The sequence below is a fragment of the Micromonospora solifontis genome (assembly GCF_003725545.1).
GTDB lineage: Bacteria > Actinomycetota > Actinomycetes > Mycobacteriales > Micromonosporaceae > Micromonospora > Micromonospora solifontis.
On record NZ_RJLN01000088.1, the window covers coordinates 1 to 19,522 of the forward strand.

General features: G+C 73.5%; 19 protein-coding genes, 2 pseudogenes and 1 riboswitch. Of the genes and pseudogenes, 7 read left to right on the forward strand and 14 right to left on the reverse strand.

Going from position 1 to position 19,522, the window contains the following annotated elements; genetic code table 11:
- The 4 genes from EFE23_RS29115 to EFE23_RS23090 form a co-directional block, all read right to left on the reverse strand.
- Positions 1-371: MerR family transcriptional regulator (locus tag EFE23_RS29115; protein ID WP_233601113.1), on the reverse strand; the 371-nt coding region annotated here is incomplete at its 3' end.
- Entirely contained in the window at positions 361-978 is a 618-nt protein-coding gene (gene idi / locus EFE23_RS23080; protein ID WP_123243023.1) for an isopentenyl-diphosphate Delta-isomerase, read from the reverse strand. The genes idi and EFE23_RS29115, both read right to left, overlap by 11 nt.
- On the reverse strand, positions 975-2,456 hold the full coding sequence (gene crtI, locus EFE23_RS23085) for a phytoene desaturase family protein (RefSeq protein ID WP_123243024.1): 1,482 nt from the start codon (positions 2,454-2,456) through the stop codon (positions 975-977). Before crtI ends, idi begins: the two co-directional genes overlap by 4 nt.
- A 28-nt stretch (positions 2,457-2,484) precedes the next feature.
- Complete coding sequence (locus EFE23_RS23090; protein WP_123243025.1) at positions 2,485-3,639, reverse strand: polyprenyl synthetase family protein; 1,155 nt, start codon at positions 3,637-3,639, stop codon at positions 2,485-2,487.
- Positions 3,640-3,704: 65 nt separating this feature from the next.
- Between EFE23_RS23090 and EFE23_RS23095 the strand changes: the two genes are divergently transcribed.
- Complete coding sequence (locus EFE23_RS23095; protein WP_123243026.1) at positions 3,705-4,634, forward strand: phytoene/squalene synthase family protein; 930 nt, start codon at positions 3,705-3,707, stop codon at positions 4,632-4,634.
- The gene (locus EFE23_RS23100) at positions 4,631-5,953 is read left to right on the forward strand and encodes a cryptochrome/photolyase family protein (RefSeq protein ID WP_123243027.1); all 1,323 of its coding nucleotides are present in this window, start codon (positions 4,631-4,633) and stop codon (positions 5,951-5,953) included. Before EFE23_RS23095 ends, EFE23_RS23100 begins: the two co-directional genes overlap by 4 nt.
- Before the next feature lie 49 nt (positions 5,954-6,002).
- Here the strand turns inward: EFE23_RS23100 and EFE23_RS23105 are convergent, their stop codons facing one another.
- Positions 6,003-6,731: a serine hydrolase domain-containing protein gene (locus EFE23_RS23105; protein WP_123243028.1), complete on the reverse strand. Its 729-nt coding sequence runs from the start codon at positions 6,729-6,731 to the stop codon at positions 6,003-6,005.
- 91 nt (positions 6,732-6,822) lie between these two features.
- Between EFE23_RS23105 and EFE23_RS23110 the strand changes: the two genes are divergently transcribed.
- Positions 6,823-8,307 carry a dihydrolipoyl dehydrogenase family protein gene (locus EFE23_RS23110; RefSeq protein WP_123243029.1) on the forward strand — a complete coding sequence of 495 codons (1,485 nt, stop codon included), beginning with the start codon at positions 6,823-6,825 and terminating at the stop codon, positions 8,305-8,307.
- A gap of 2 nt (positions 8,308-8,309) precedes the next feature.
- Here the strand turns inward: EFE23_RS23110 and EFE23_RS23115 are convergent, their stop codons facing one another.
- Positions 8,310-9,074: a crotonase/enoyl-CoA hydratase family protein gene (locus EFE23_RS23115; protein WP_123243030.1), complete on the reverse strand. Its 765-nt coding sequence runs from the start codon at positions 9,072-9,074 to the stop codon at positions 8,310-8,312.
- Between the two features lie 4 nt (positions 9,075-9,078).
- Positions 9,079-9,480, reverse strand: a complete 402-nt coding sequence (locus tag EFE23_RS23120; protein WP_123243031.1) for a winged helix-turn-helix transcriptional regulator — start codon at positions 9,478-9,480, stop codon at positions 9,079-9,081.
- Between the two features lie 82 nt (positions 9,481-9,562).
- On the opposite strand from EFE23_RS23120, the gene EFE23_RS23125 reads away from it, so the two are divergent.
- The gene (locus EFE23_RS23125) at positions 9,563-10,495 is read left to right on the forward strand and encodes an NADP-dependent oxidoreductase (protein ID WP_123243032.1); all 933 of its coding nucleotides are present in this window, start codon (positions 9,563-9,565) and stop codon (positions 10,493-10,495) included.
- A 123-nt stretch (positions 10,496-10,618) separates the two neighbouring features.
- On the opposite strand, the pseudogene EFE23_RS29120 reads toward EFE23_RS23125, so the two are convergent.
- Positions 10,619-10,792, reverse strand: a pseudogene (locus EFE23_RS29120) (DUF397 domain-containing protein); the annotation flags it as partial.
- Complete coding sequence (locus tag EFE23_RS23135) at positions 10,783-11,550, reverse strand: helix-turn-helix domain-containing protein (RefSeq protein WP_123243034.1); 768 nt, start codon at positions 11,548-11,550, stop codon at positions 10,783-10,785. The pseudogene EFE23_RS29120 and the gene EFE23_RS23135, both read right to left, overlap by 10 nt.
- A 199-nt stretch (positions 11,551-11,749) precedes the next feature.
- Between EFE23_RS23135 and EFE23_RS28060 the strand changes: the two genes are divergently transcribed.
- Together EFE23_RS28060 and EFE23_RS23140 are read left to right on the forward strand one after the other, a co-directional pair.
- Entirely contained in the window at positions 11,750-11,944 is a 195-nt protein-coding gene (locus EFE23_RS28060) for a hypothetical protein (protein WP_148058510.1), read from the forward strand.
- A gap of 26 nt (positions 11,945-11,970) precedes the next feature.
- On the forward strand, positions 11,971-12,189 hold the full coding sequence (locus tag EFE23_RS23140; RefSeq protein ID WP_123243035.1) for a flavin reductase: 219 nt from the start codon (positions 11,971-11,973) through the stop codon (positions 12,187-12,189).
- An 11-nt stretch (positions 12,190-12,200) separates the two neighbouring features.
- On the opposite strand, the gene EFE23_RS23145 is transcribed toward EFE23_RS23140, so the two are convergent.
- The 4 genes from EFE23_RS23145 to EFE23_RS23160 all read right to left on the reverse strand — a co-directional run bounded on the left by EFE23_RS23145 (position 12,201) and on the right by EFE23_RS23160 (position 18,113).
- On the reverse strand, positions 12,201-12,659 hold the full coding sequence (locus tag EFE23_RS23145; RefSeq protein WP_123243036.1) for a nitroreductase family deazaflavin-dependent oxidoreductase: 459 nt from the start codon (positions 12,657-12,659) through the stop codon (positions 12,201-12,203).
- 32 nt (positions 12,660-12,691) lie between these two features.
- Complete coding sequence (locus EFE23_RS23150; RefSeq protein ID WP_123243037.1) at positions 12,692-13,687, reverse strand: ribonucleotide-diphosphate reductase subunit beta; 996 nt, start codon at positions 13,685-13,687, stop codon at positions 12,692-12,694.
- Positions 13,688-13,689: 2 nt separating this feature from the next.
- Positions 13,690-16,050, reverse strand: a complete 2,361-nt coding sequence (locus tag EFE23_RS23155; protein ID WP_123243038.1) for a ribonucleoside-diphosphate reductase subunit alpha — start codon at positions 16,048-16,050, stop codon at positions 13,690-13,692.
- A 156-nt stretch (positions 16,051-16,206) separates the two neighbouring features.
- Positions 16,207-16,349: riboswitch (cobalamin riboswitch) on the reverse strand.
- Between the two features lie 234 nt (positions 16,350-16,583).
- Entirely contained in the window at positions 16,584-18,113 is a 1,530-nt protein-coding gene (locus tag EFE23_RS23160) for a plasmid pRiA4b ORF-3 family protein (RefSeq protein ID WP_199737189.1), read from the reverse strand.
- Between the two features lie 238 nt (positions 18,114-18,351).
- Here EFE23_RS23160 and EFE23_RS23165 point away from each other — a divergent pair, with 238 nt between their 5' ends.
- Positions 18,352-19,203: a Rieske (2Fe-2S) protein gene (locus tag EFE23_RS23165; RefSeq protein ID WP_123243040.1), complete on the forward strand. Its 852-nt coding sequence runs from the start codon at positions 18,352-18,354 to the stop codon at positions 19,201-19,203.
- A gap of 15 nt (positions 19,204-19,218) precedes the next feature.
- Here EFE23_RS23165 and EFE23_RS23170 read toward each other — a convergent pair.
- A pseudogene (locus EFE23_RS23170) lies at positions 19,219-19,522 on the reverse strand (LysM peptidoglycan-binding domain-containing protein); the annotation flags it as partial.

Here is a 19,522-nt window from a genome sequence, read left to right on the forward strand (position 1 = left end):
TCACCCGGTGCGGTGCGGTCCCGCGGCCGGTCGCCCCGGTCCGCCGCGTTCCGGGTGCCGGCCGGGCCGGCGGCGCCCGGCCGCCGTGCCGCGTCGGACACCCCCAGGCGGCGCTTCGCACCGAGGTCGGGCGGGACGGCGGCGGGCGCCTGGCGGGCCCAGCGGGCCGCCTCGGCCGGGGACACCCCCTCCGCGGTGAGCCGCCGCATGATCTCCAGGCGCGCCAGGTCGGCCGGCGTGTAGCGCCGGTGGTGCCCCGGTACGTGCTCGCTGGGACCGAGGCCGTAGCGCTGGTGCCAGGTGCGCAGCGTGGTGACCGCGACGCCGAGCCGGCGCGCGACGGCCCCCGCGCTCAGCGCCTCATCGGCCACCCGACCGCTCCGGTGCCTCGTCGGCCGGCGTGCCGGACGGTACGGTGCGGGACGCGTCCGCGGTGCCGGCCGGTGCCGGCCGCAGCAGCCGGTTCACCACCCCGCCCAGCCACGGCGCGTACGTGCGGGGATCGACGTCGAGGTCGGCTTCGAGGTCGCGCGGGTCGGCCCAGCGCAGGGTGGCCACCTCGTCGGGGTCCGGCCGGGTGGGCAGGTCGGCCGGCACGTCGGCGCGGAGTACGTGGTCGTACTCGAACTCGACCCGGCCGGTGGCCGGATCCTCGGCGTAGTAGACGTACACGCCGACCTCGGTGAGGTCGACCGGGCCGATGCCTAGTTCCTCGGCGAGCCGGCGGTTGGCGGCCTCGACCAGGGACTGGCCCGGCATCGGGTGCCCGCAGCAGGAGTTGGCCCAGCGCAGCGGGAAGCGGGTCTTCGCGGCGGCCCGCTGCTGGAGCAGGATCCGCCCGTCGGGGTCGACCAGCAGCACCGAGAACGCCCGGTGCAGCCGGCCCGGCGGCTGGTGCGCGGCGGCCACGGTCGCCTCGCCGAGCACGTGCCCGGTGTCGTCGACCAGCTCGACCAGGTGCCCCTCCCGGGCCGTCACGCGACGCTCCCGGTGATCCGCGAGGCGGCGAGCTTGCCGCTGATCAGCACCATCGGCACGCCGACGCCGGGCTGGGTGCCGGAGCCGACGAAGACCACGTTGTCGAGCGTCCGGTGCAGGTTGGCCGGCCGGAACGGCCCGGTCTGGAAGAGGCTGTGGGCGGCGGCGAACGGAGTGCCGGCGGCCATGCCCTGCTCCGCCCACTCCGCCGGGGTGACCGCGCGCAGCACCTCGATCCCGTCGCGGAAGCCGACGTAGCCCCGCTCCTCCAGGGTGTCGACGAGCTGGTCGGCGTAGCGGCGGGTCAGGTCGCCGCGCCAGTCGAACGGGGCCCGGTCGAGGTTGGGCACCGGGGCGAGCACGTAGTAGGTCTGCCGCCCGGCCGGGGCCACCGACGGGTCGGTCCGGCTCGGGTTCGTCACCAGCAGCGACGGGTCCGTCATCAGCTCGCCTCGCCGGATCACCTCGTCGAAGGTGCCCTTCCAGGCACGTCCGAAGTGGATGTTGTGGTGGGCGATCTTGCCATAGCTCTGCAGGGACCCGATGTGCAGGACCACGCAGGAGGGCGAGTAGGTGAGCTTCCGCTCCCGGCCGGGGGGCAGCAGGTCGCGGTAGGCGACCGGCAGGTCGGGGTTGAGCACCACGACGTCCGCGGGGACGAGTTCACCGTCGGTGGTCAGCACGCCGGTGGCCCGGCCGTGCGCGGTCTCCACCCGGCTCACCGTGGTGCCGTACCGGATCTGCACGCCGTGCTTCTCCGCCGCGCCGGCCAGCGCGCGGGAGACCGCGTGGATGCCGCCGCGCGGGAAGGACACCCCGGCCACCGAGTCGAGGTACGCGATGACCGCGTAGATGGCGAGCGCGTCGTGCGGGGCGAGGCCGGCGTACATCGCCTGGAAGGAGAAGATCCGCTGGGTGCGCGGGTCCCGGAAGAACTGGCCGATCTTCGTCTGGAGCCGGCGGAACGCCCCGCTGGCCAGCAGCTTCAGCAGGTTGCCGGTGAGCAGGTCGGTCGGCGCGTCCAGGTTGCGTTCGATGAAGTCGGCGCGCTCCCACTGCCACAGCTTTCGCGCGTAGTCGACGAAGCGCAGGTAGCCGTCGGCCTCGCGGGGGCCGCAGACCCGGGCGATCTCGGCGGCCATCCGGGTGGTGTCGGTGATGACGTCGAGGGTCGACCCGTCCGGGTAGTACGCCCGGTAGGCCGGGTCGAGCGGGGTCAGGTCAAGCCAGTCGGCCAGCTCCTCGCCGACCGCGCCGAGCGCCTCGGCGATCAGGTCGGGCATGGTGAGCACGGTCGGGCCGGTGTCGAACTCGTACCCGTCGACGCTGAGCCGGCCGGCGCGCCCGCCCGGCACCGGCTCGCGTTCCAGGACGGTCACCTGCCGGCCGCTCCCGGCCAGGTGCAGCGCGCAGGCCAGCCCGCCGAGGCCGGCACCGACGACCACCACCCGGTCCGTACGTCCGTTCACGGTCCGCACGTGACCACCTCCCTCACGAAGTTGCCCATCATGCCCGCCGCGCGGTGGCGGCGGTGGCGAGACCGGTCAGCGCGGTGCGCGCGGTCCCGTCGATCGACGCGGTGTCGAGTGCGGCGAGCGCCTCACCGACCCGGTCGGAGATCATCCGCTCCACCCGGGTCGCCGCCCCGGTGTCCTGGATCAGTTCGGCCAGCCGGGCCATCTCGTGGGGGGCGGTGACCGCCCCGGCCCGGTCCAGGATCCGGCGCTGGGCCGGGGTGGCGAGTTGCCGGGCCAGCATGAGCAGCGCGGTCGGCTTGCCGGTACGCAGGTCGTCCCCGGCCGGCTTGCCGGTGGCGGCCGGGTCGCCGTACACGCCGAGCAGGTCGTCACGGAGCTGGAACGCCTCGCCGACGGCCAGCCCGTACCGGGTGTACGCGGCGATCAGCGGCGAGTCCGGGTCGGCCCCGGCCAGGCCGGCGCCGTAGAGCAGCGGACGCTGGACGGTGTAGCTGGCGGTCTTGTAGCGGGCCACCCGCAGCGCCCGGTCCACCGACCAGTTCGCCGCGTCGTGCTCCCCGAGCACGTCGAGGAACTGCCCGGCCACCGTCTCCACCCGCATCCGGTCGTAGCAGCGCCGGACGTCGAGCAGCCGGGCCGGCGGCACGGTGGCGTGCGCCATCAGCCGGTCGGCCCAGACCATGCAGAGGTCGCCGATGAGCACGGCGACGGCCTCCCCGTACCGGTCCGGGTCGCCGGTGTGCCCGGCCGCGCGATGCCGGGCGGCGGCGGCCCGGTGCGCGGTGGGCAGGCCGCGCCGGGTGTCGGAGGCGTCCATCACGTCGTCGTGCACCAGCGCGAAGGTGTGCAGCAGTTCCAGCGCGGCGAGCGCCGGCAGCACGGTGGCGAGCGGCTCGTCGCCGCCGGCCACCCCACGCCAGCCCCAGTACGCGAAGGTGGGCCGGACCCGCTTGCCGCCGGCCAGCACGCAGTCGCGGGCGGTCGCGGCGAAACCGCCCATCGCCGCGTCGATCTCGGTGAGTGCGTCGACCTCGGCGGCCAGGAACGCCGCCAGCGTCTCGTCGACGCCCTTGATCAGGTCTCTGGTGTACGCGGCCAGCACGCCGCGGACCGGATCGTCCGTCGCTCCCGGCTGTGCCGGGGCGACGCGGAACGCGTTTCCCGCAACTGCGTCGTTGGCCATGTGGCCGAGCGTACCCTAGGGTTACGAGTTGCGTCGATTGGTGCGTCGAATCTGAGGGAGGGCCGGTGGACATCGATCTCACCGCTGCCTATGACCGGTGCCGTGAGCTGCACCGCCGGCACGGCCGTACCTACTATCTCGCCACCCGCCTGCTCCCCGGGTGGAAACGGCGGCATGTGCACGCTTTGTACGGCTTCACCCGCTACGCCGACGAGATCGTCGACCGCACCGAGGACCTGCCGCCCGCCGCCCGCGCCGCCCGGCTGGAGGAGTGGTCGGCGCGGTTCGTCGCCGGCCTGCACGGCGAGTCGGTCGACGACCCGCTGCTCCCCGCCGTGCTGCACACCATCGCCGTCTTCGACCTGGACCGCGCCGACTTCGCGTCGTTCCTGCGCAGCATGGCGATGGACCTGACGGTCACCGCCTACCCCACCTACGACGACCTGCTCGACTACATGGAGGGCTCGGCGGCCGTCATCGGCACCATGATGCTGCCGATCCTGGGCAGCTCCGACCCGGCCGCCGCCCGCGAACCGGCCCGGCAGCTCGGCTTCGCGTTCCAGCTCACGAACTTCATCCGGGACGTGGCGGAGGACCTGGACCGGGGCCGGACCTATCTGCCGGACGAGGACCTGGCCCGGTTCGACGTCACCCGGGAGGACCTGCTCGCCGCCCGGGCCGCCGGCCGCGCCACCCCCCGGATCCGCGAGCTGATCGAGTACGAGGTGGCCCGCGCCCAGGGCCACTACCTGGCCGCCGCGCCGGGCATCCCGCTGCTCACGCCCGCCTCGCAGGCGTGCATGCGGACCGCGTACGCGCTCTACGGCGGGATCCTCGACGAGGTGGCCGCCCAGGACTACGACGTCTTCGCGCGCCGCGCCGTCGTACCCGGACGGAAGCGGATGGCGGTGGCCGCGCGGTCGCTGCTCACCCCGACCGGCACGCCGGTGGCGGTCCCCGGCCCGGCGCTCCGGCCGGCCCTGGTGGGTGCGTGAGCGAGCGTACGGCGGTCGTGCTCCTCACCCGTGACCTGCGGGTGCACGATAACCCGGCGCTGGCCTCGGCCTGCTCGGCCTTCGACCGGGTGGTGCCGCTCCACGTGCTCGACCCGGCGTTGGCGGGGCGGTCCGCGAACCGCGACCGGTTCCTCCACCAGAGCCTGGCCGACCTGCGCGAGGCGCTCCGGAAGCGGGGCGGGGACCTGGTCGTCCGGCACGGTGACCCGGTGGCCGAGACGATCAGGCTGGCCCGCGCGGTCGGCGCCGAGGGGATCGGGCTGTCCGCCGACGTCAGCCGGTACGCACGGCGGCGGGAGCGGCGGCTGCGCGAGGAGTGCGCCCGGCACCGGATGTTCCTGCGGCTCTTCCCGGGCGTCACCGTCGTCGAGCCGGGCGGGCTGACACCCGGCGGCGGCGACCACTACCAGGTGTTCAGCCCGTACCACCGGGCCTGGCAGGGGGCGCGGCGGCGGGCGGAGTTGGCCGCCCCGCGCCGGGTGCGGCTGCCCGAGGGCGTCGACCCGGGCCGGCTGCCCGCCCCACCGAAGGGCGACTCGCCGGACGCCGCGCCCGGCGGGGAGAGCGTGGCGCAGCGCCGGCTGGAACAGTGGCTGCCCACCCTCGACCGGTACGACGACATCCACGACGACCTGGCCGGCGACCTCACCTCCCGGCTCAGCCCGTACCTGCGCTTCGGCTGTGTCTCGCCGCTAGCGGTGGCCAACCGGACCCACGACCCGGCCGGGCCGTTCGCCCGGCAGCTCTGCTGGCGGGACTTCCACTACCAGGTCACCGCCGCCTTCCCGGACATCGCCAGCAGGGCCTACCGGCGCGGGGCGCGGGAGGACTGGCGGTACGACGCGCCGGCCCTGGACGCGTGGACCGAGGGGCGCACCGGGATGCCGATCGTGGACGCCGGGATGCGGCAGCTGCGCGCCGAGGCGTGGATGCACAACCGGGCCCGGCTGATCACCGCCGGCTACCTGACGAAGCACCTCGGGCTCGACTGGCGGCCCGGGCTGCGGGTCTTCCACCGCTGGCTGCTCGACGGCGACGTGCCGAACAACTCCGGCAACTGGCAGTGGGTCGCCGGCACCGGCAACGACCCCCGCCCGCACCGCGGCTTCAACCCGGTGCGCCAGGCGGAACGCTACGACCCGGACGGCGCGTACGTCCGCCGGTGGGTGCCCGAACTGGCCGGGGTCGAGGGCAAGGCCGTGCACCAGCCGTGGCGGTTGCCCGCCGGGCTGCGGCGCACCCTCGACTATCCGCCGCCGCTGGAGGTGCCCGGCACCGATCCGGTCTGGCTGCGCTGACCCCGCCACCCCGCCCGGCCCGTGACGAGCGGGCGCTCCCCCGGTCCACTCACAGGCAGGCGTGCAGGGCCGCCACCAGGTCCTCGACCCGGTCGTGGTCGGCCAGCCGGGCCGTCGCGTAGGCGAAGGTGTAGCCCCGCTCCGGGTCGGCCCACGCGCTGCTGCCGCCGATCCCGCCCATGCCCCAGCTGCCGTCCGGCTCCCAGCCCATGCCCAACGTCCAGTACGCCGGCCGGTCCAGCACCAGGTCCGGGCCGGCGTACTGCACCCGGGTCGCCTCGGCGACGAGCTCCGGGCTGAACAGGCGTACCCCGTCCAGGGTGCCGCCGGCGAGCAGGCCGGCGTAGAGCCGGGCCAGCGCGGGCGCGGTGGCGTGCCAGTCGGCGACCGCCTCGGCGGGCCGGGGCACCGGGAACGCCGGCAGCCCGGCGGTGTGGCTGAGCACCTGCCGCACCGTGGCCGGGGCGCGGAACCCGGGCCAGTACGCCGAAACCGCCGCGTCGAGGTCCACCAGCCCCCGGTCGACCAGGGTGAGCAGGCAGAGCGCGACCACCGGCTTGCCCACCGAGTAGACGTTGACCAGGGTGTCCGGCCGCCACGGATCGTCGGCCCCCACCGCCGGCACCACCGCGCCAACCGGTACCGCGGACCGGCTGCCGCCGATCAGGTCGACCACCGGCCGCCCGTCGTACCAGATGGTCAGCGCCGCGCCGGTTTCCCGGCCGGCGCTGAACAGGTCGTGGAAGCAGTCCCGGACCGGGGCGAAGCGCGCGTGCATCCGGCCACGGTAGTGGGCCGCCCGGTTACCGGCCCGGGAATTCCGGCGCGGACCGCTCGCGTCGACCGTGGCGCTGCGGAATGCTGGCGGGATGGCGGATCCGGAACTGGTGGACGTGGTCGTGCTCGGGCTCGGCGTCGGCGGCGAGGAGGTGGCCGGGCGGCTCGCCGAGGCCGGCCTCACCGTGGTGGGGATCGAGCGGGACCTGGTCGGCGGCGAGTGCCCGTACTGGGGTTGCATCCCCAGCAAGATGATGATCCGGGCGGCGAACGCGCTGGCCGAGGCGCACCGGGTCAACGAGCTGGCCGGTTCGGCCGAGGTGCGGCCCGACTGGGCGCCGGTGGCGAAGCGGATCCGCGAGGAGGCCACCGACACCTGGGACGACAAGGTGGCGGTGGACCGTTTCACCGGCAAGGGCGGCCGGTTCGTCCGGGGCAGCGGCCGGCTCGACGGGCCGAACCGGGTACGCGTCGGCGACCGGGTCTTCGAAGCCCGGTACGGGATCGTGCTCGGTACCGGCACCCGCCCGTCGATCCCGCCGATCGACGGTCTGACGGGCACCCCGTACTGGACCAACCACCAGGCCATCGAGGTCGAGGAGCTGCCGTCGTCGCTGCTGGTGCTCGGCGGCGGGGCGATCGGGCTGGAACTGGCGCAGGTCTTCGCCCGGTTCGGCGTCCGGGTGACCGTGGTCGAGGCGGCCGACCGGGTGCTCGCGGTCGAGGAGCCGGAGGCCTCCGAGGTCGTCGCGACGGCGTTGCGGGCCGACGGGGTGACCATCGAGACCGGGGTGAAGGCCGAGCGGGTGAGCCACGACGGTGCCGGCTTCACCGTGCACGCGGGCGACCGCCGGTTCACCGGCGAGCAACTGCTGGTGGTGACCGGGCGCAAGGCGCACCTGGACGAACTGGGCCTGGACACCGTCGACGTGGACGCCGGCCGGCGCTACCTGCCGGTGGACGAGCGGATGCACGTCACCGACGGGATCTGGGCGGTCGGCGACCTCACCGGCGAGGGCGCGTTCACACACATCGCCATGTACCAGGCGGCGATCGTCGTGGCCGACGTGCTCGACCACATGCGACGGACCAAGGCCGGTCCGGACGCCAGCGGCACCGCCAGCGTGATGGGCGGCGCGGCCGGGGTGGTCAGCGCGGTCGGCGGGGCGATGAGCACCGGTGGGTCGACCGCCGCGCCGGGCAGCGTGCCGGTCGCCGACTACCGGGCGCTGCCCCGGGTCACCTTCACCGACCCCGAGGTGGGCGCGGTCGGCCTCACCGAGCAGCAGGCCCGCGACCGTGGCATCAACGTGCAGATCGGCTACACCGACCTCACCTCGTCGGCCCGGGGCTGGATCCACAAGGCCGGCAACGCGGGCTTCATCAAGCTGATCGCCGACGCCGACCAGGGCGTGCTGGTCGGCGCCACCTCGGTCGGCCCGGCGGGGGGCGAGGTGCTGTCCGCGCTGGTGGTGGCGGTGCACGCGGCGGTGCCGATCAGCCAGCTCCGGCACATGATCTACGCGTACCCGACCTTCCACCGGGCGATCGAGGACGCGCTGAGGACGTTGAAATAGCGTCAGTCGGCGGGTGTGCCGTGCCGGCCCGCGCCGGCGGTGAACCGGGCGGCGCCCTTCACCGCGTCGGTGATCAGGGATTCCATCCCGAAGGCGAGTTCGGTGGCCGTCGCCTCCGGCTCGGGCAGCCCGGCGTTGGCGAGCAGCGCGGCCCGGTCGTTGCGCAGGCAGGTCTGCGGGAACCGGGCGATCTCGGCGGCCAGCCGCTCGGCCGCCGCCCGGGCCTCACCCGGCGCCACCAGCCGGTTGACCAGACCCATCGCGTACGCCTCGTCGGCCGGGACCGGGCGGCCGGTGAGAATCAGGTCCAGTGCCCGGCTCTCGCCGATCAGCCGGGGCAGCCGCACCGTCCCGCCGTCGATCAGCGGTACACCCCAGCGCCGGCAGAACACCCCCAGGGTCGCGTCCGACTCGGCGACCCGCAGATCGCACCAGAGCGCCAGCTCCAGCCCGCCGGCCACGGCGTACCCGGAGATCGCGGCGACGACCGGCTTGGACAGGCGCATCCGGGTGGGGCCCATCGGGCCGTCGCCCTCCGGCTCGACCCGGTTGCCGCGCGGCGTACCGATGGCCTTGAGGTCGGCACCCGCGCAGAACGTGCCGCCCGCGCCCCAGAGCACGGCGACCGCCGCGCCCGGGTCGGCCTCGAAGGCGCGGAAGGCGTCCGCCAGGGCCCGGGCGGTCGGGCCGTCGACGGCGTTGCGGGCCTCCGGCCGGTCCAGGATCACCGTGGTGACCGGCCCGGCGTGCTCGACGCGTACCCCCATCGGGTCAGCATGCCCTGTCGTCGTACTCGGTGCGAGCCTTGTGCACCTCTTCGATGTGCGCCTCCGCCCAGGTCTTGATCGCCCGCTGCACCGGCAGCAGGCTCTCGCCGAGCGCGGTCAGCTCGTAGTCGACCCGGACGGGCACCGACGGCGTCACCGTGCGCGAGATCAGCCCGTCGCGTTCCAGCTTGCGCACGGTCTGGCTGAGCATCTTCTGGCTGGCGCCCGGGATGGTGCGGGACAGCTCGCTGAACCGGCGCGGCCCGTCGGCCAACGCGTTGAGCACCAGGGTCACCCACTTGTCGCTGAGGGTGGCGAGCAGTTGATGCCCCGGGCACTCCGAGAGGTACGCGTTGTATTCGCGGCGTTCCTGCTCGCGGCGTTCCGCCGCCCGCATCGTCGTCATCGGCGCGCCTTCCTGAGCGGAACCTACTTACTCCAAGGTGCCTTCTTACTGATGGAAAGTAGCAGGCCTAGCGTCATGAGCCATGAGAGCTGTGACCGTCCGCCGGTTCGGCGGCCCTGAAGTTCTGGAAATCGTCGACGTGCCGCTGCCTCAGCCCGGCCCGGCCCAGGTCCGCATCCGCGTCGCCGCGGCGGCGGTGAACCGGATCGACCTGTCCACCCGCAACGGCGCCCTCGCCAAGGCGGGCCTGCTCGCCCCCGCGCCGCAGGTCTGGCTCGGCTGGGATGTCGCCGGTGAGATCGACGCGATCGGTGACGGCGTCACCCGGTTCGCGGTCGGTGATGCTGTCGTCGGGCTACGCGACATCCTCTCCGCGCCGGGCGCGCAGGCCGACTACGTCGTCCTCGACGAGGGAGCCGTCGCGCGCGCACCGTCGACGGCCACGCCGGCGCAGGCCGCGACGTTGCCGCTGATCGGGCTCACCGCGGATCGCGCCCTCGGCCTGACGGGCCTGAACGCCGGGCAGTCCCTCCTGGTCACCGGCGCGGCCGGTGGCGTGGGCGGCCTCGTGCTCGAACTCGCCGCGATGCGCGGCATCCGTACCGTCGCGGTCGCCGGGAAGGAGGACGAGGAACTGGTCCGCCGCCTCGGGGCCGCGTGGTTCGTGGCCCGCACCGATCAGCTCGCCGCCGAGGTTCGCCGGCTCGTGCCCGGCGGGGTGGACGCGGTCGTCGACGCGGCGACGGTGGGTGTCGCGGCCCACGAGGCCCTGCGTGGCGCGGGCACCTTCGTCGCGCTGGTCAGGCCGTTCGCGCCACCCGCGCTGCGGGGCACCCGCGTCGTCGTCCAGGAGGTCTACGCCGACGGCGCCCGGCTGGCCGAACTCGCCGCCCTGGTGGACGCGGGCCGGCTGACGCTGCGGGTCGCCGACGTGCTGCCCCTGGCGGAGGTGGCGACCGCACACGAGCGGCTGGCCGCCGGCGGCCTGCGCGGCCGGCTCGTCCTGGTGCCGTGACGACGCTCCCGTGTCGGTCTACGACCGGTAGGCGCCCTTGTCGAGAAGTTCGTCGAAGGCGCCGGCCTGCCCGCGGCCGGCCAGGTCAGCCAGCGCCCGCGCCCGGTGCAGCCGCGTCGCTCCCTCGGTGACGAAGGTGCGCCAGGCGGTGGGGGTGAAGGTGAGGGCCGGGCCGGTCGGGTCCTTGGAGTCGCGGACGGCGACCAGGCCGGGCAGGTTGTCGGCCACCTCGACGCAGTCCCCGCCGTTGCCGCTGCTGCGGCTGCTCTTGCGCCACCGCGCGCCCATCAGCTCCATGTCTCCGCCACTTCCCTGATCAGGTCGACCGACTGCCAGTGGGAGAGCGCCTCCCCGCGCACGTTCTCCCATGCGGCCATTATCGCCGCTAGGTCGTCGACATCGCCAACCACTTGTCCTTGGACCTGGTTGTCGAGGTAGCCCGCAATCCGGTGGTCGGGACAGGTGGCGATCACGAAAGGACCGTTCAGCCCGGCGTAGGCGCCCACCGATGACGGCACGACATGGATGCGGACGTGCGGCTCCGCGCACGCCTCGACGAGGGCGGCCAACTGCTCCCGCATGGTTTCCGGCCCACCCACCGGCCGGCGGAGAATTCCCTCATCGATCACCGCCGTGAACTGGGGTGGGTCTTCTCGCCGGAGAATGCCCTGCCTGGCGAGCCGAGCTGTGATGTGCCGGTCAATGTCGGCTCGGGGAAGAGTGCCGGCGCCGATGAGCACTGCTCGTGCGTACGCCTCAGTCTGAAGTAGACCGGGCAGCACGACGGACTGGAAAGAACGCAGCGCGACCGCTTCCCGCTCGATCTCCTGCCAGGGGCGGAACCAGACCGGGTCACGACGTCTCGAAGTGTCCGGCCAGATGTCCGAGACGTCCCGGCCGAGCACCTCCGCTGCCGACACCCGGTGCCGGGCGTGCGGGATCCGACCCTCGCTCAGCCACCGGCCCACCGTCTTCGGGTCCACGCCCACTCGTTCCGCGAGTGATTCGGTGGTGTGCCCGGTGTCGCTGAGCGCCACCCGCAGCGCGTCGTTCACGGCCCCTCCATCGGACGTCTCAAATATCTGCCCACCATATAGCTACGCGGTGTATCTGTCCGACTACTTTGGGCACCGTGTTGCGCAGGACGGCGCGACCGGTGGAGGCGAGAAAGCCCGGCGGTCCGCGTCAGCACCGGGGCCGCCCCGCCAACGCCGTCGGGGCGGCCCCTTCCCACGCGACGAGGAAGGGACAGGCATGCGTATCCGGTTCTGGCGGCACCGGCCCGAGGCGCCGCCGCGCGTACCCCGGCAGCGGACGAACGAGCGCCCCGCGTGGGCGAGCGAACCCACGGCCGTCTTCCCCACCGACGGGCCTGGCCGGGCCGGCAACCTCACCCCGGCGCAGCGCTGGCGGGCCGGTGGGTGGCGAGGGAACGGCGGGCCGAGGTGAGCCGGGCGGCCCGTCCCCACCTGCCGATGCGTCCCCTGTGGCGCTGCCGGGTGTGCGGCGCGCAGTGGCCGTGCCAGCCGGCGCGGCTCGCGCTGCTGGTCGAGTACCGGGCGGACCGGACGGCGCTGCTGATCTACCTCAGCATCCTGATGGCCGAGGCGAGCGCGCAGTTGTCGCAGCTCAACGGGTCTGCCGACGCGGAGGACCTGATCGAGCGTTTCCTGTCCTGGGCGCGGGCCCGGTGACGTCGGGCGGGTCAGCCTTCGCCGAGGTCGAGGCGGACCAGCGGCAGCCGGCCGTCCACGTCGGCCGGCAGCGGCCCGGTGCCGCGCAGTTCCGGGATGTCGAGGGTACGGCCGAGGGCCGCCGCCGCCCGGCGGTGACGTCGCCGGTAGATCTCCAGTCGCTGCCGGGTCTCCTCGCCGGTCAGCACGGTGGCCCGCGCCGGGACGCCCCGGTCGCGGCCGGTCCAGACCCGGACCCGGGGATCGGCCCGCACGTTGCGGTACCACTGCGAGTGCGGGCCGTACCCGGAGGCGATGTAGAGGCTGCCGGGCTCCCGGTCGGCCACCTCCAGCACGACGTAGCGGGCCAGGCCGGAGCGGCGGCCCCGGTGCTCCAGCATCATCAGCCGGCGGCCGAGGAACCGGCCGAGGCCGTGGCGGTAGAGGGGGATCGGAGCGCGGGCGAGCCAGCGCGGGATGCGGCGGGCCATGCTCCCGACGCTACTCCCGCCCGCGCTCCGGCTCAGAACGCCTCGTCCAGCGCCACGGTCCCCTCGACCGCCACCTGGTACGCGGACACCCGCCGCTCGAAGAAGTTGGTCAGTTCCTGCACGTCCTGCAACTCCATGAACGGGAACGGGTTCGCCGACCCGTACGCCGGTGGCAGCCCGAGCCGGGCGAGCCGGGCGTCCGCCACGTACTCCAGGTAGCGCCGCATGTCGGCGGTGTTCATGCCCGGCAGGCCGTCGCCGCACAGGTCGCGGGCGAAGGCCAGCTCCGCCGCGACCGCCTCGTCCAGCATCTGCCGTACCTGATCGGCCATCGTGGAGTCGAAGAGGTCGCGCTCCTCGGCGCGGACGGTGTCCACCACGGTGAAGGCGAACTCCATGTGCATCGACTCGTCGCGGAACACCCAGTTGGTGCCGGTGGCCAGGCCGGAGAGCAGGCCGCGCGAGCGCAGCCAGTACACGTACGCGAAGGCGCCGTAGAAGAACAGCCCCTCCACGCAGGCGGCGAAACAGATCAGGTTGAGCAGGAACGCCCGCCGGTCGGCGCGGCTGTCGAGCCGGCGCAGCGAGCCGATCGAGTCGATCCACCGGAAGCAGAACTCGGCCTTGTCCCGGATCGACGGGATGTGCTCGACCGCCGCGAAGGCCTTCGCCCGCTCCTCGTGGTCGGGCAGGTAGGTGTCCAGCAGGGTCAGATAGAACTGCACGTGCACCGCCTCCTCGTAGAGCTGGCGGGACAGGTACAGCCGCGCCTCCGGCGCGTTGACGTGCTGGTAGAGGTTGAGCACCAGGTTGTTCGCCACGATCGAGTCACCGGTGGCGAAGAACGCCACCAGCCGGTGGACCAGGTGCCGCTCGCCGGGGGAGAGCTTCGCCAGATCGGGTACGTCGGAGGCCAGGTCCACCTCCTCCACCGTCCAGGTGTTGCGGATGGCGGCCCGGAACCGCTCGTAGAAGTCCGGGTACCGCATCGGCCGCAGGGTCAGGTCCATGCCGGGGTCGAGCAGCATCGTCACTGGCAGGCCTCGCAGACTTCCGGGTTCTCCAGCGAGCAGGCGACCGCGTCGCCGTCGCCCGCCACGGGTGCGACGGAGTTGTTAACAGGGGGCCCCTGCTCTACCGGAGGCGTTAAGAAGGTGCCCTTCCTTACGGTGGTCTGGGCGATCCGGGTGGCCGGGCGGGAGCGCAGGTAGTAGGTGGTCTTCAGCCCGGCCCGCCAGGCGTACGCGTACATCGAGGAGAGCCGGCCGATGGTCGGGGCGGCCTGGAACAGGTTGAGCGACTGCGACTGGTCGACGTACGGCGCCCGGGCGGCGGCCAGGTCGATCAGCGCCTTCTGCGGCAGCTCCCACGCGGTGCGGTACAACGCCTTCAGCTCCGCCGGCAGGTCCAGGCCCTGCACCGAGCCGTCCGCCTGCTTGATCGCGTCCCGGGTCTGCGGCGTCCACCGGCCCAGCCGCTTCAGGTCGGCGACGAGGTACCGGTTGACCTGGAGGAACTCCCCGGACAGGGTCTCCCGCTTGAAGACGTTGGAGACCAGCGGCTCGACGCACTCGGCGCAGCCGGCGATCGAGGCGATCGTCGCGGTCGGGGCGATCGCCACCAGCAGCGAGTTGCGCAGCCCGTGCCGGGCGATCTTCGCGCGGAGCGCGGCCCAGGCTTCCGGCCGGGCGGGTCGGGCGTCCGGCCAGTGGTCCGGGTGCAGCACCCCGCCGGCCGCCCGGGTCAGCGGGTACGCCGGGTGCGCCCCGCGGGCCGCCGCCAGGTCGGCCGAGGCGTCGTACGCCGCCAGGGCGATCTCCTCGGCGATCCGGGTGGACAGCGCCCGCGCCTCAGGGGAGTCGAAGGCCAGCCGCAGCGCGGCGAACACGTCGGCCAGCCCCATCACGCCGAGCCCGAGGGGCCGCCACCGCCGGTGCGCGGTGGCCGCCTGCCCGGTCGGGAACCAGTTCCGGTCGATCGCCCGGTCCAGCGCGCCCACCGCGAGGCGTACCGTCGCGCCCAGCGCGGCGAAGTCCACCCCGTCCGCGCTCAGGTGGGCGGCCAGGTTGATCGAGCCGAGGGTGCAGACCGCCGTCTCGTCGTCGCTGGTCACCTCCAGGATCTCGGTGCACAGGTTGGAGTGGTGCACCACCCCGCCGCCGTTGCCGACCTGGTTGCAGGTGCGGTTCGCCGCGTCCTTGAAGGTCATCCAGCCGTTGCCGGTCTGCGCCAGGGTCCGCATCATCCGGGCGTACAGGGTCCGTGCCGGCAGGGTCCGCACGGCCCGGCCGGCCGCCTCCGCCGCCCGGTACGCGGCGTCGAACTCGGCACCCCAGAGGTCGATCAGCTCCGGCACCTCCTTCGGGTCGAAGAGCGACCAGTCGGCGTCCGCCTCGACCCGGCGCATGAACTCGTCCGGCACCCAGTTGGCCAGGTTCAGGTTGTGCGTACGCCGGGCGTCGTCGCCGGTGTTGTCCCGCAGCTCCAGGAACTCCTCGATGTCGGCGTGCCAGGTGTCCAGGTAGACGCAGGCCGCGCCCTTGCGCCGGCCGCCCTGGTTGACCGCCGCCACGCTGGCGTCCAGCGTGCGCAGCCAGGGCACGATGCCGTTGGACCGGCCGTTGGTGCCCCGGATCAGCGACCCCCGCGAGCGCACCCGGGACCACGAGATGCCGATCCCCCCGGCGAACTTGGACAGCTTCGCCACCTGCGTGTAGCGCTCGTAGATCGACTCCAGCTCGTCGCGGGGCGAGTCGACCAGGAAGCAGGAGGAGAGCTGCTGGTGCCGGGCGCCGGCGTTGAACAGGGTCGGCGAGCTGGGCAGGTAGGCCAGCCGGGCCAGCGCCCGGTACAGCTCGCCGGCCTCCTCGACGGTGTCCGACAGGCCGGTGGCCACCCGCAGCCAGAAGTGCTGCGGCCGTTCCAGCACCGCCCGGCTGCCGGGGTGGCGCAGCAGGTAACGGTCGTGCAGCGTGCGCAGCCCGAAGTACTCGAACGCGCCGTCGTGGGCGTGGTCGACGAGGCCGTCGAGGGCGTCGGCGTGCGCGGCGACGAAGCCGGCGAAGCCGGGGTCCAGCAGCCCTTCCGCGTACGCGGTGGCGACGCTGGCGCTGAAGCTGTCGATGCCCTGCGCGGCGGTCTCGTCGGCGATCCGCCCGGCGAGCAGCCGGGCGGCGAGTTTCGCGTACGCGGGTTCCTCGGCGGTCAGGCCGGCCGCCGCCGCTATCGCCAGCTCGGTCAGTTCGGCCCGCCCGGCCCGGGCGGTACGCCCCGACTCGACCAGGGCCAGGATCCGGTCCGGGTCGGTGTCGGGCAGGTCGTGGTGGTGCCGGTGCAGCAGCTCCCGCAGGGCTGCCGCCGCGGGCGGGGCGAGGGTGGGTGTCGCCGTCATGTGCTCCCCTGGTTGGTCGGTGTGGACCGCTCGGGGGAGCGCGACGGCACGCCGGATCGCCGCCGATCGGTGTGCCGGCGGTGCTCCGTACGGCTCGGCGGCCCTCCCACGAGGCCTCGAGGTGGTACGCGCGCCGGGACGGCACGCCCTGCTGGCAGGTCTTCGGACTCGCGGGCCGGCGCCTCTCGGCGCTTGCCTACTGGCCGTCGCTTCCCAGGCCCCGTCGGGCCCAGTGCTGATGACGGCGGTCGTTCCCGCTCACCGCTGCGGGGCAGTCCCGGACTCACACCGGGTTCCCTGTTCGGTGCGGCGCCTGGCGGGCACCGCGCCTGGCCGACCGGAAGGTCGAACCAGCAGTACGAGTGATCCTAGATGTAGTGGTCGCGGAAAAGCCAGCACACCACATGCTGTGGCGTGTCGACACCGTCGATGTTTTTCCGCGGCTGCGGCGCTGCCGGGGTACGACAGCGCCACTTGTTGATGAGCCTGCCTGGTCCAGCAGGCTCATCAACGAGCGGTCATCGGTCCGTGCGTCAGCGGGCTCGGAGCCGCTGGTTCACCTGGTCGAGGTCGAATGTGTCCGGGGTGAACTGGCTGGCATCGTCCAGGCCGAGCCATTTCAGCCGGTCCTGGTGTTCCGGGTGGTTCGGGTCGGCGAGTACCTCAATCAGGTACTGGTATCCCCAGATGCCGCCGCAGTCGTCGGGTGGAGCCGCGCGGCGTCCGCCGACACAGGCTGGGTATTCGATGGCCGGGTCGGCGGGTGTCGTCTTCTCGACCAGGATGTCGTGTTCCCAGTCGTCGCCGAGGTCGTAGGTGTAGCGGAGTTTGTCCTTCACCGCGGGTGCGACCTGTTCCAGGGTGACCGGACCGTCCGAACGGTGCCCGAGGTCGCGGTCCGCGCGCCCGAACTGGCCGTACCCGGTGTCGAAGACGTGCCGGTGGTCGCCGTGCCAGCCGAAAGCGGCGAGGATCGCCTGGTGCAGCCGGTTCAGGGTGATGTCGCCGGGCACCAGCAGCCTGCGCCAGATCGGCGGCTTGGCACCCCGCAGGCTGACCTTGATCTGGTAGACCGGCGCCGGACCGTTCGACTTCTTCCGCTTGGGCGGCAGCTTGGCCGGCTGCGCCCGACGTTGAGCGGGTAGGTCCAGGCCGAACGAGGCCGGACCACCGGAGCTGCCGATCAGGGCGGCGAGCTGCTGCAACACGTCCATCGCCGTCCGGCCGGAGGCGTGGCGGGAAGCGGTCGCACCGCGAGGCCGGCGAGCGGGCGGCAGAACCTCCAGCCGGCTGCGGGTCAGCACGGCGAGTGGGGCGTATCCCGGCCCGTCCTCGCCGTCGATCAGATCCAGACCGGCCGGGACATCGCCCGGGCCATCCTCCTCGTCGTGGACGGCACGTGCCTCCAGCGCCTGCTCGACATACCAGCGGAACTCCGGTGCCCCCAGCTTCTTGGTCCTGATACTCACCCCGTCGGCCCGTGCGTCCTGGTGAATCGCGGCGACCGCGGTCGGTAGGTCCTCGGCGCCGAGCAGGTAGATCTCTTCCGCGGCGCCGCAGTCCTGGTGATCGACCATGATCATGAGTGCGTGCTCGCGACCGGCCCGCTGGAACACACCAATCAGCACGGACATGGTGTCCTGGTCGTCGTACAGTCGGGTGAACGGCCCCGCGGTCAGCGGCTGTGCCAGATCATCCGCCCAGGATGGCGCCGCGACGCCGCCGCCGGTCAGTCTTGCCCCGGCTTGCTGGGCGGAACCGGCGACCGGCCCCGCGGCGTCACCGGCCACCGCGCCGATCGCGGTGAGCAGGGTCAGGGCGGCACGGGTGCCGCGCGATTCGATCGCCGGAACGAGGGCCCCGGCGAACGCCGCCATCGTCTCATCGCCACCGGACTGCGCCATCGCCACGAAGAACGCCCCGGCCAGCTCTGCTTCGAGAGGATCCTCGACCTCGGCCAGGGCGGACGCGTCGTCGACCAGGTCGGTCAACATCTGCTCGGGATCCGGTGCGCCTTCCGCACAACCAGGACAGTCGCAACCCTGATCCGGGCCGGGCAACACGGTGAGATCGGCACGTCGGCGGGACCGGCTGGAACCCCGCTTGGCGGGGCGTCGGCTTCCAGAACTCATTGCGCCAGTCTGCCTGAACAACCGCAGCCCATTCTGCAGCGCCCCGCAACCGACTGCTATGGCACGTGCGTCGATTTCGCCGACTCGCGGTGACCCCCCGATCGGGCGACGGGACACAGTATGTGCCGTCGTCCGGTTTGCGGTCGCTTCCGCCGGGAAGTCGGAGAAGGTGCGCGAACTTCTGACGAAACTCGAACAGGCCACGGCGCTGGACCGGGTGGGTGACCGGCTGCAGCGCGCCGTCCAGGGCACCCTGCGCTCCCAGCGGGTCCGGGACCTGCTGCACGGCGTCTGGCTGGGGCACCCGCTGCATCCGGCGATGGTGCAGGTGCCGGTGGGCGCCTGGATCTCGGCGGCGGTCGTCGACCTGCTGCCCGGCCAGCGCCGGGCGGCCACCGCCCTGGTCGGGGTCGGCACGGCCAGCGCCCTGCCGGCGGCCGTGGCCGGGCTCAACGACTGGGCCTCGCTCGCCCGCGACCAGCGCCGGGTCGGCCTGGTGCACGCCGCCGCGAACGTCGTGGGCCTGAGCCTGTACGCGGGCTCCCTCGTGGCCCGGCTGAACGGCCGGCACGGGATGGGCCGGGCGCTGGCCTACCTGGGGCTGTCCGCCGCGAGCGGCGGCGCGTACCTGGGCGGACATCTCGCGTACAAGCAGGGCGCGCAGGTCAGCCAGAGCATCTCCGAGCTCCACCTGATCAGCGACGGGTGGCACCCGGTGGGCGACCTGAGCAGCCTGCCGCAGCGGCAGCTCATCACCCGGGAGATCGACGACGTGTCGGTGATCCTCTACCGGCACGGCGACGACGTCACCGTGATGCTGGAGCGCTGCCCGCACCAGAGTGGACCGCTCGGCGAGGGCGAGGTGCAGGAGATCGACGGGCACGCCTGCGTGGTCTGCCCGTGGCACGGCAGCGCCTTCCGGCTCAACGGCGGCGAGGTGGTGCACGGCCCGTCCGGCAACGACCAGGTCATCCTGCCCACCCGCATCGTCGAGGGCCGGCTGGAGGCCCGCCTCCCCTGACGCCGGCGGGCCCGGTCAGTCCTTGCGGTGGCGGCCGGTGACCAGGGCGCGCGGGACCGGCCGGCGGCGCAGGCCGAGCATCGCGCCGATCTGCGCGCCGACGATGCTCGCCACCGCCAGCACCGCCGATATCGCCAGCGGCTGGTTGATCCCCTCGTCGTCGGCGGTGGCCCGGGAGGCGCCCGCCGCCATCGCCGGGGGCGGGCCGGCCGGCTCCGTGGCCCTCGGCGTCCCGGCCCGGGACGGGGAGGGCTTCGCCCTGGGCGGCTGACCGGCCGTCCCGGCGCCGCTCCCGTCCGTCGCGCCCGACCCACCACCG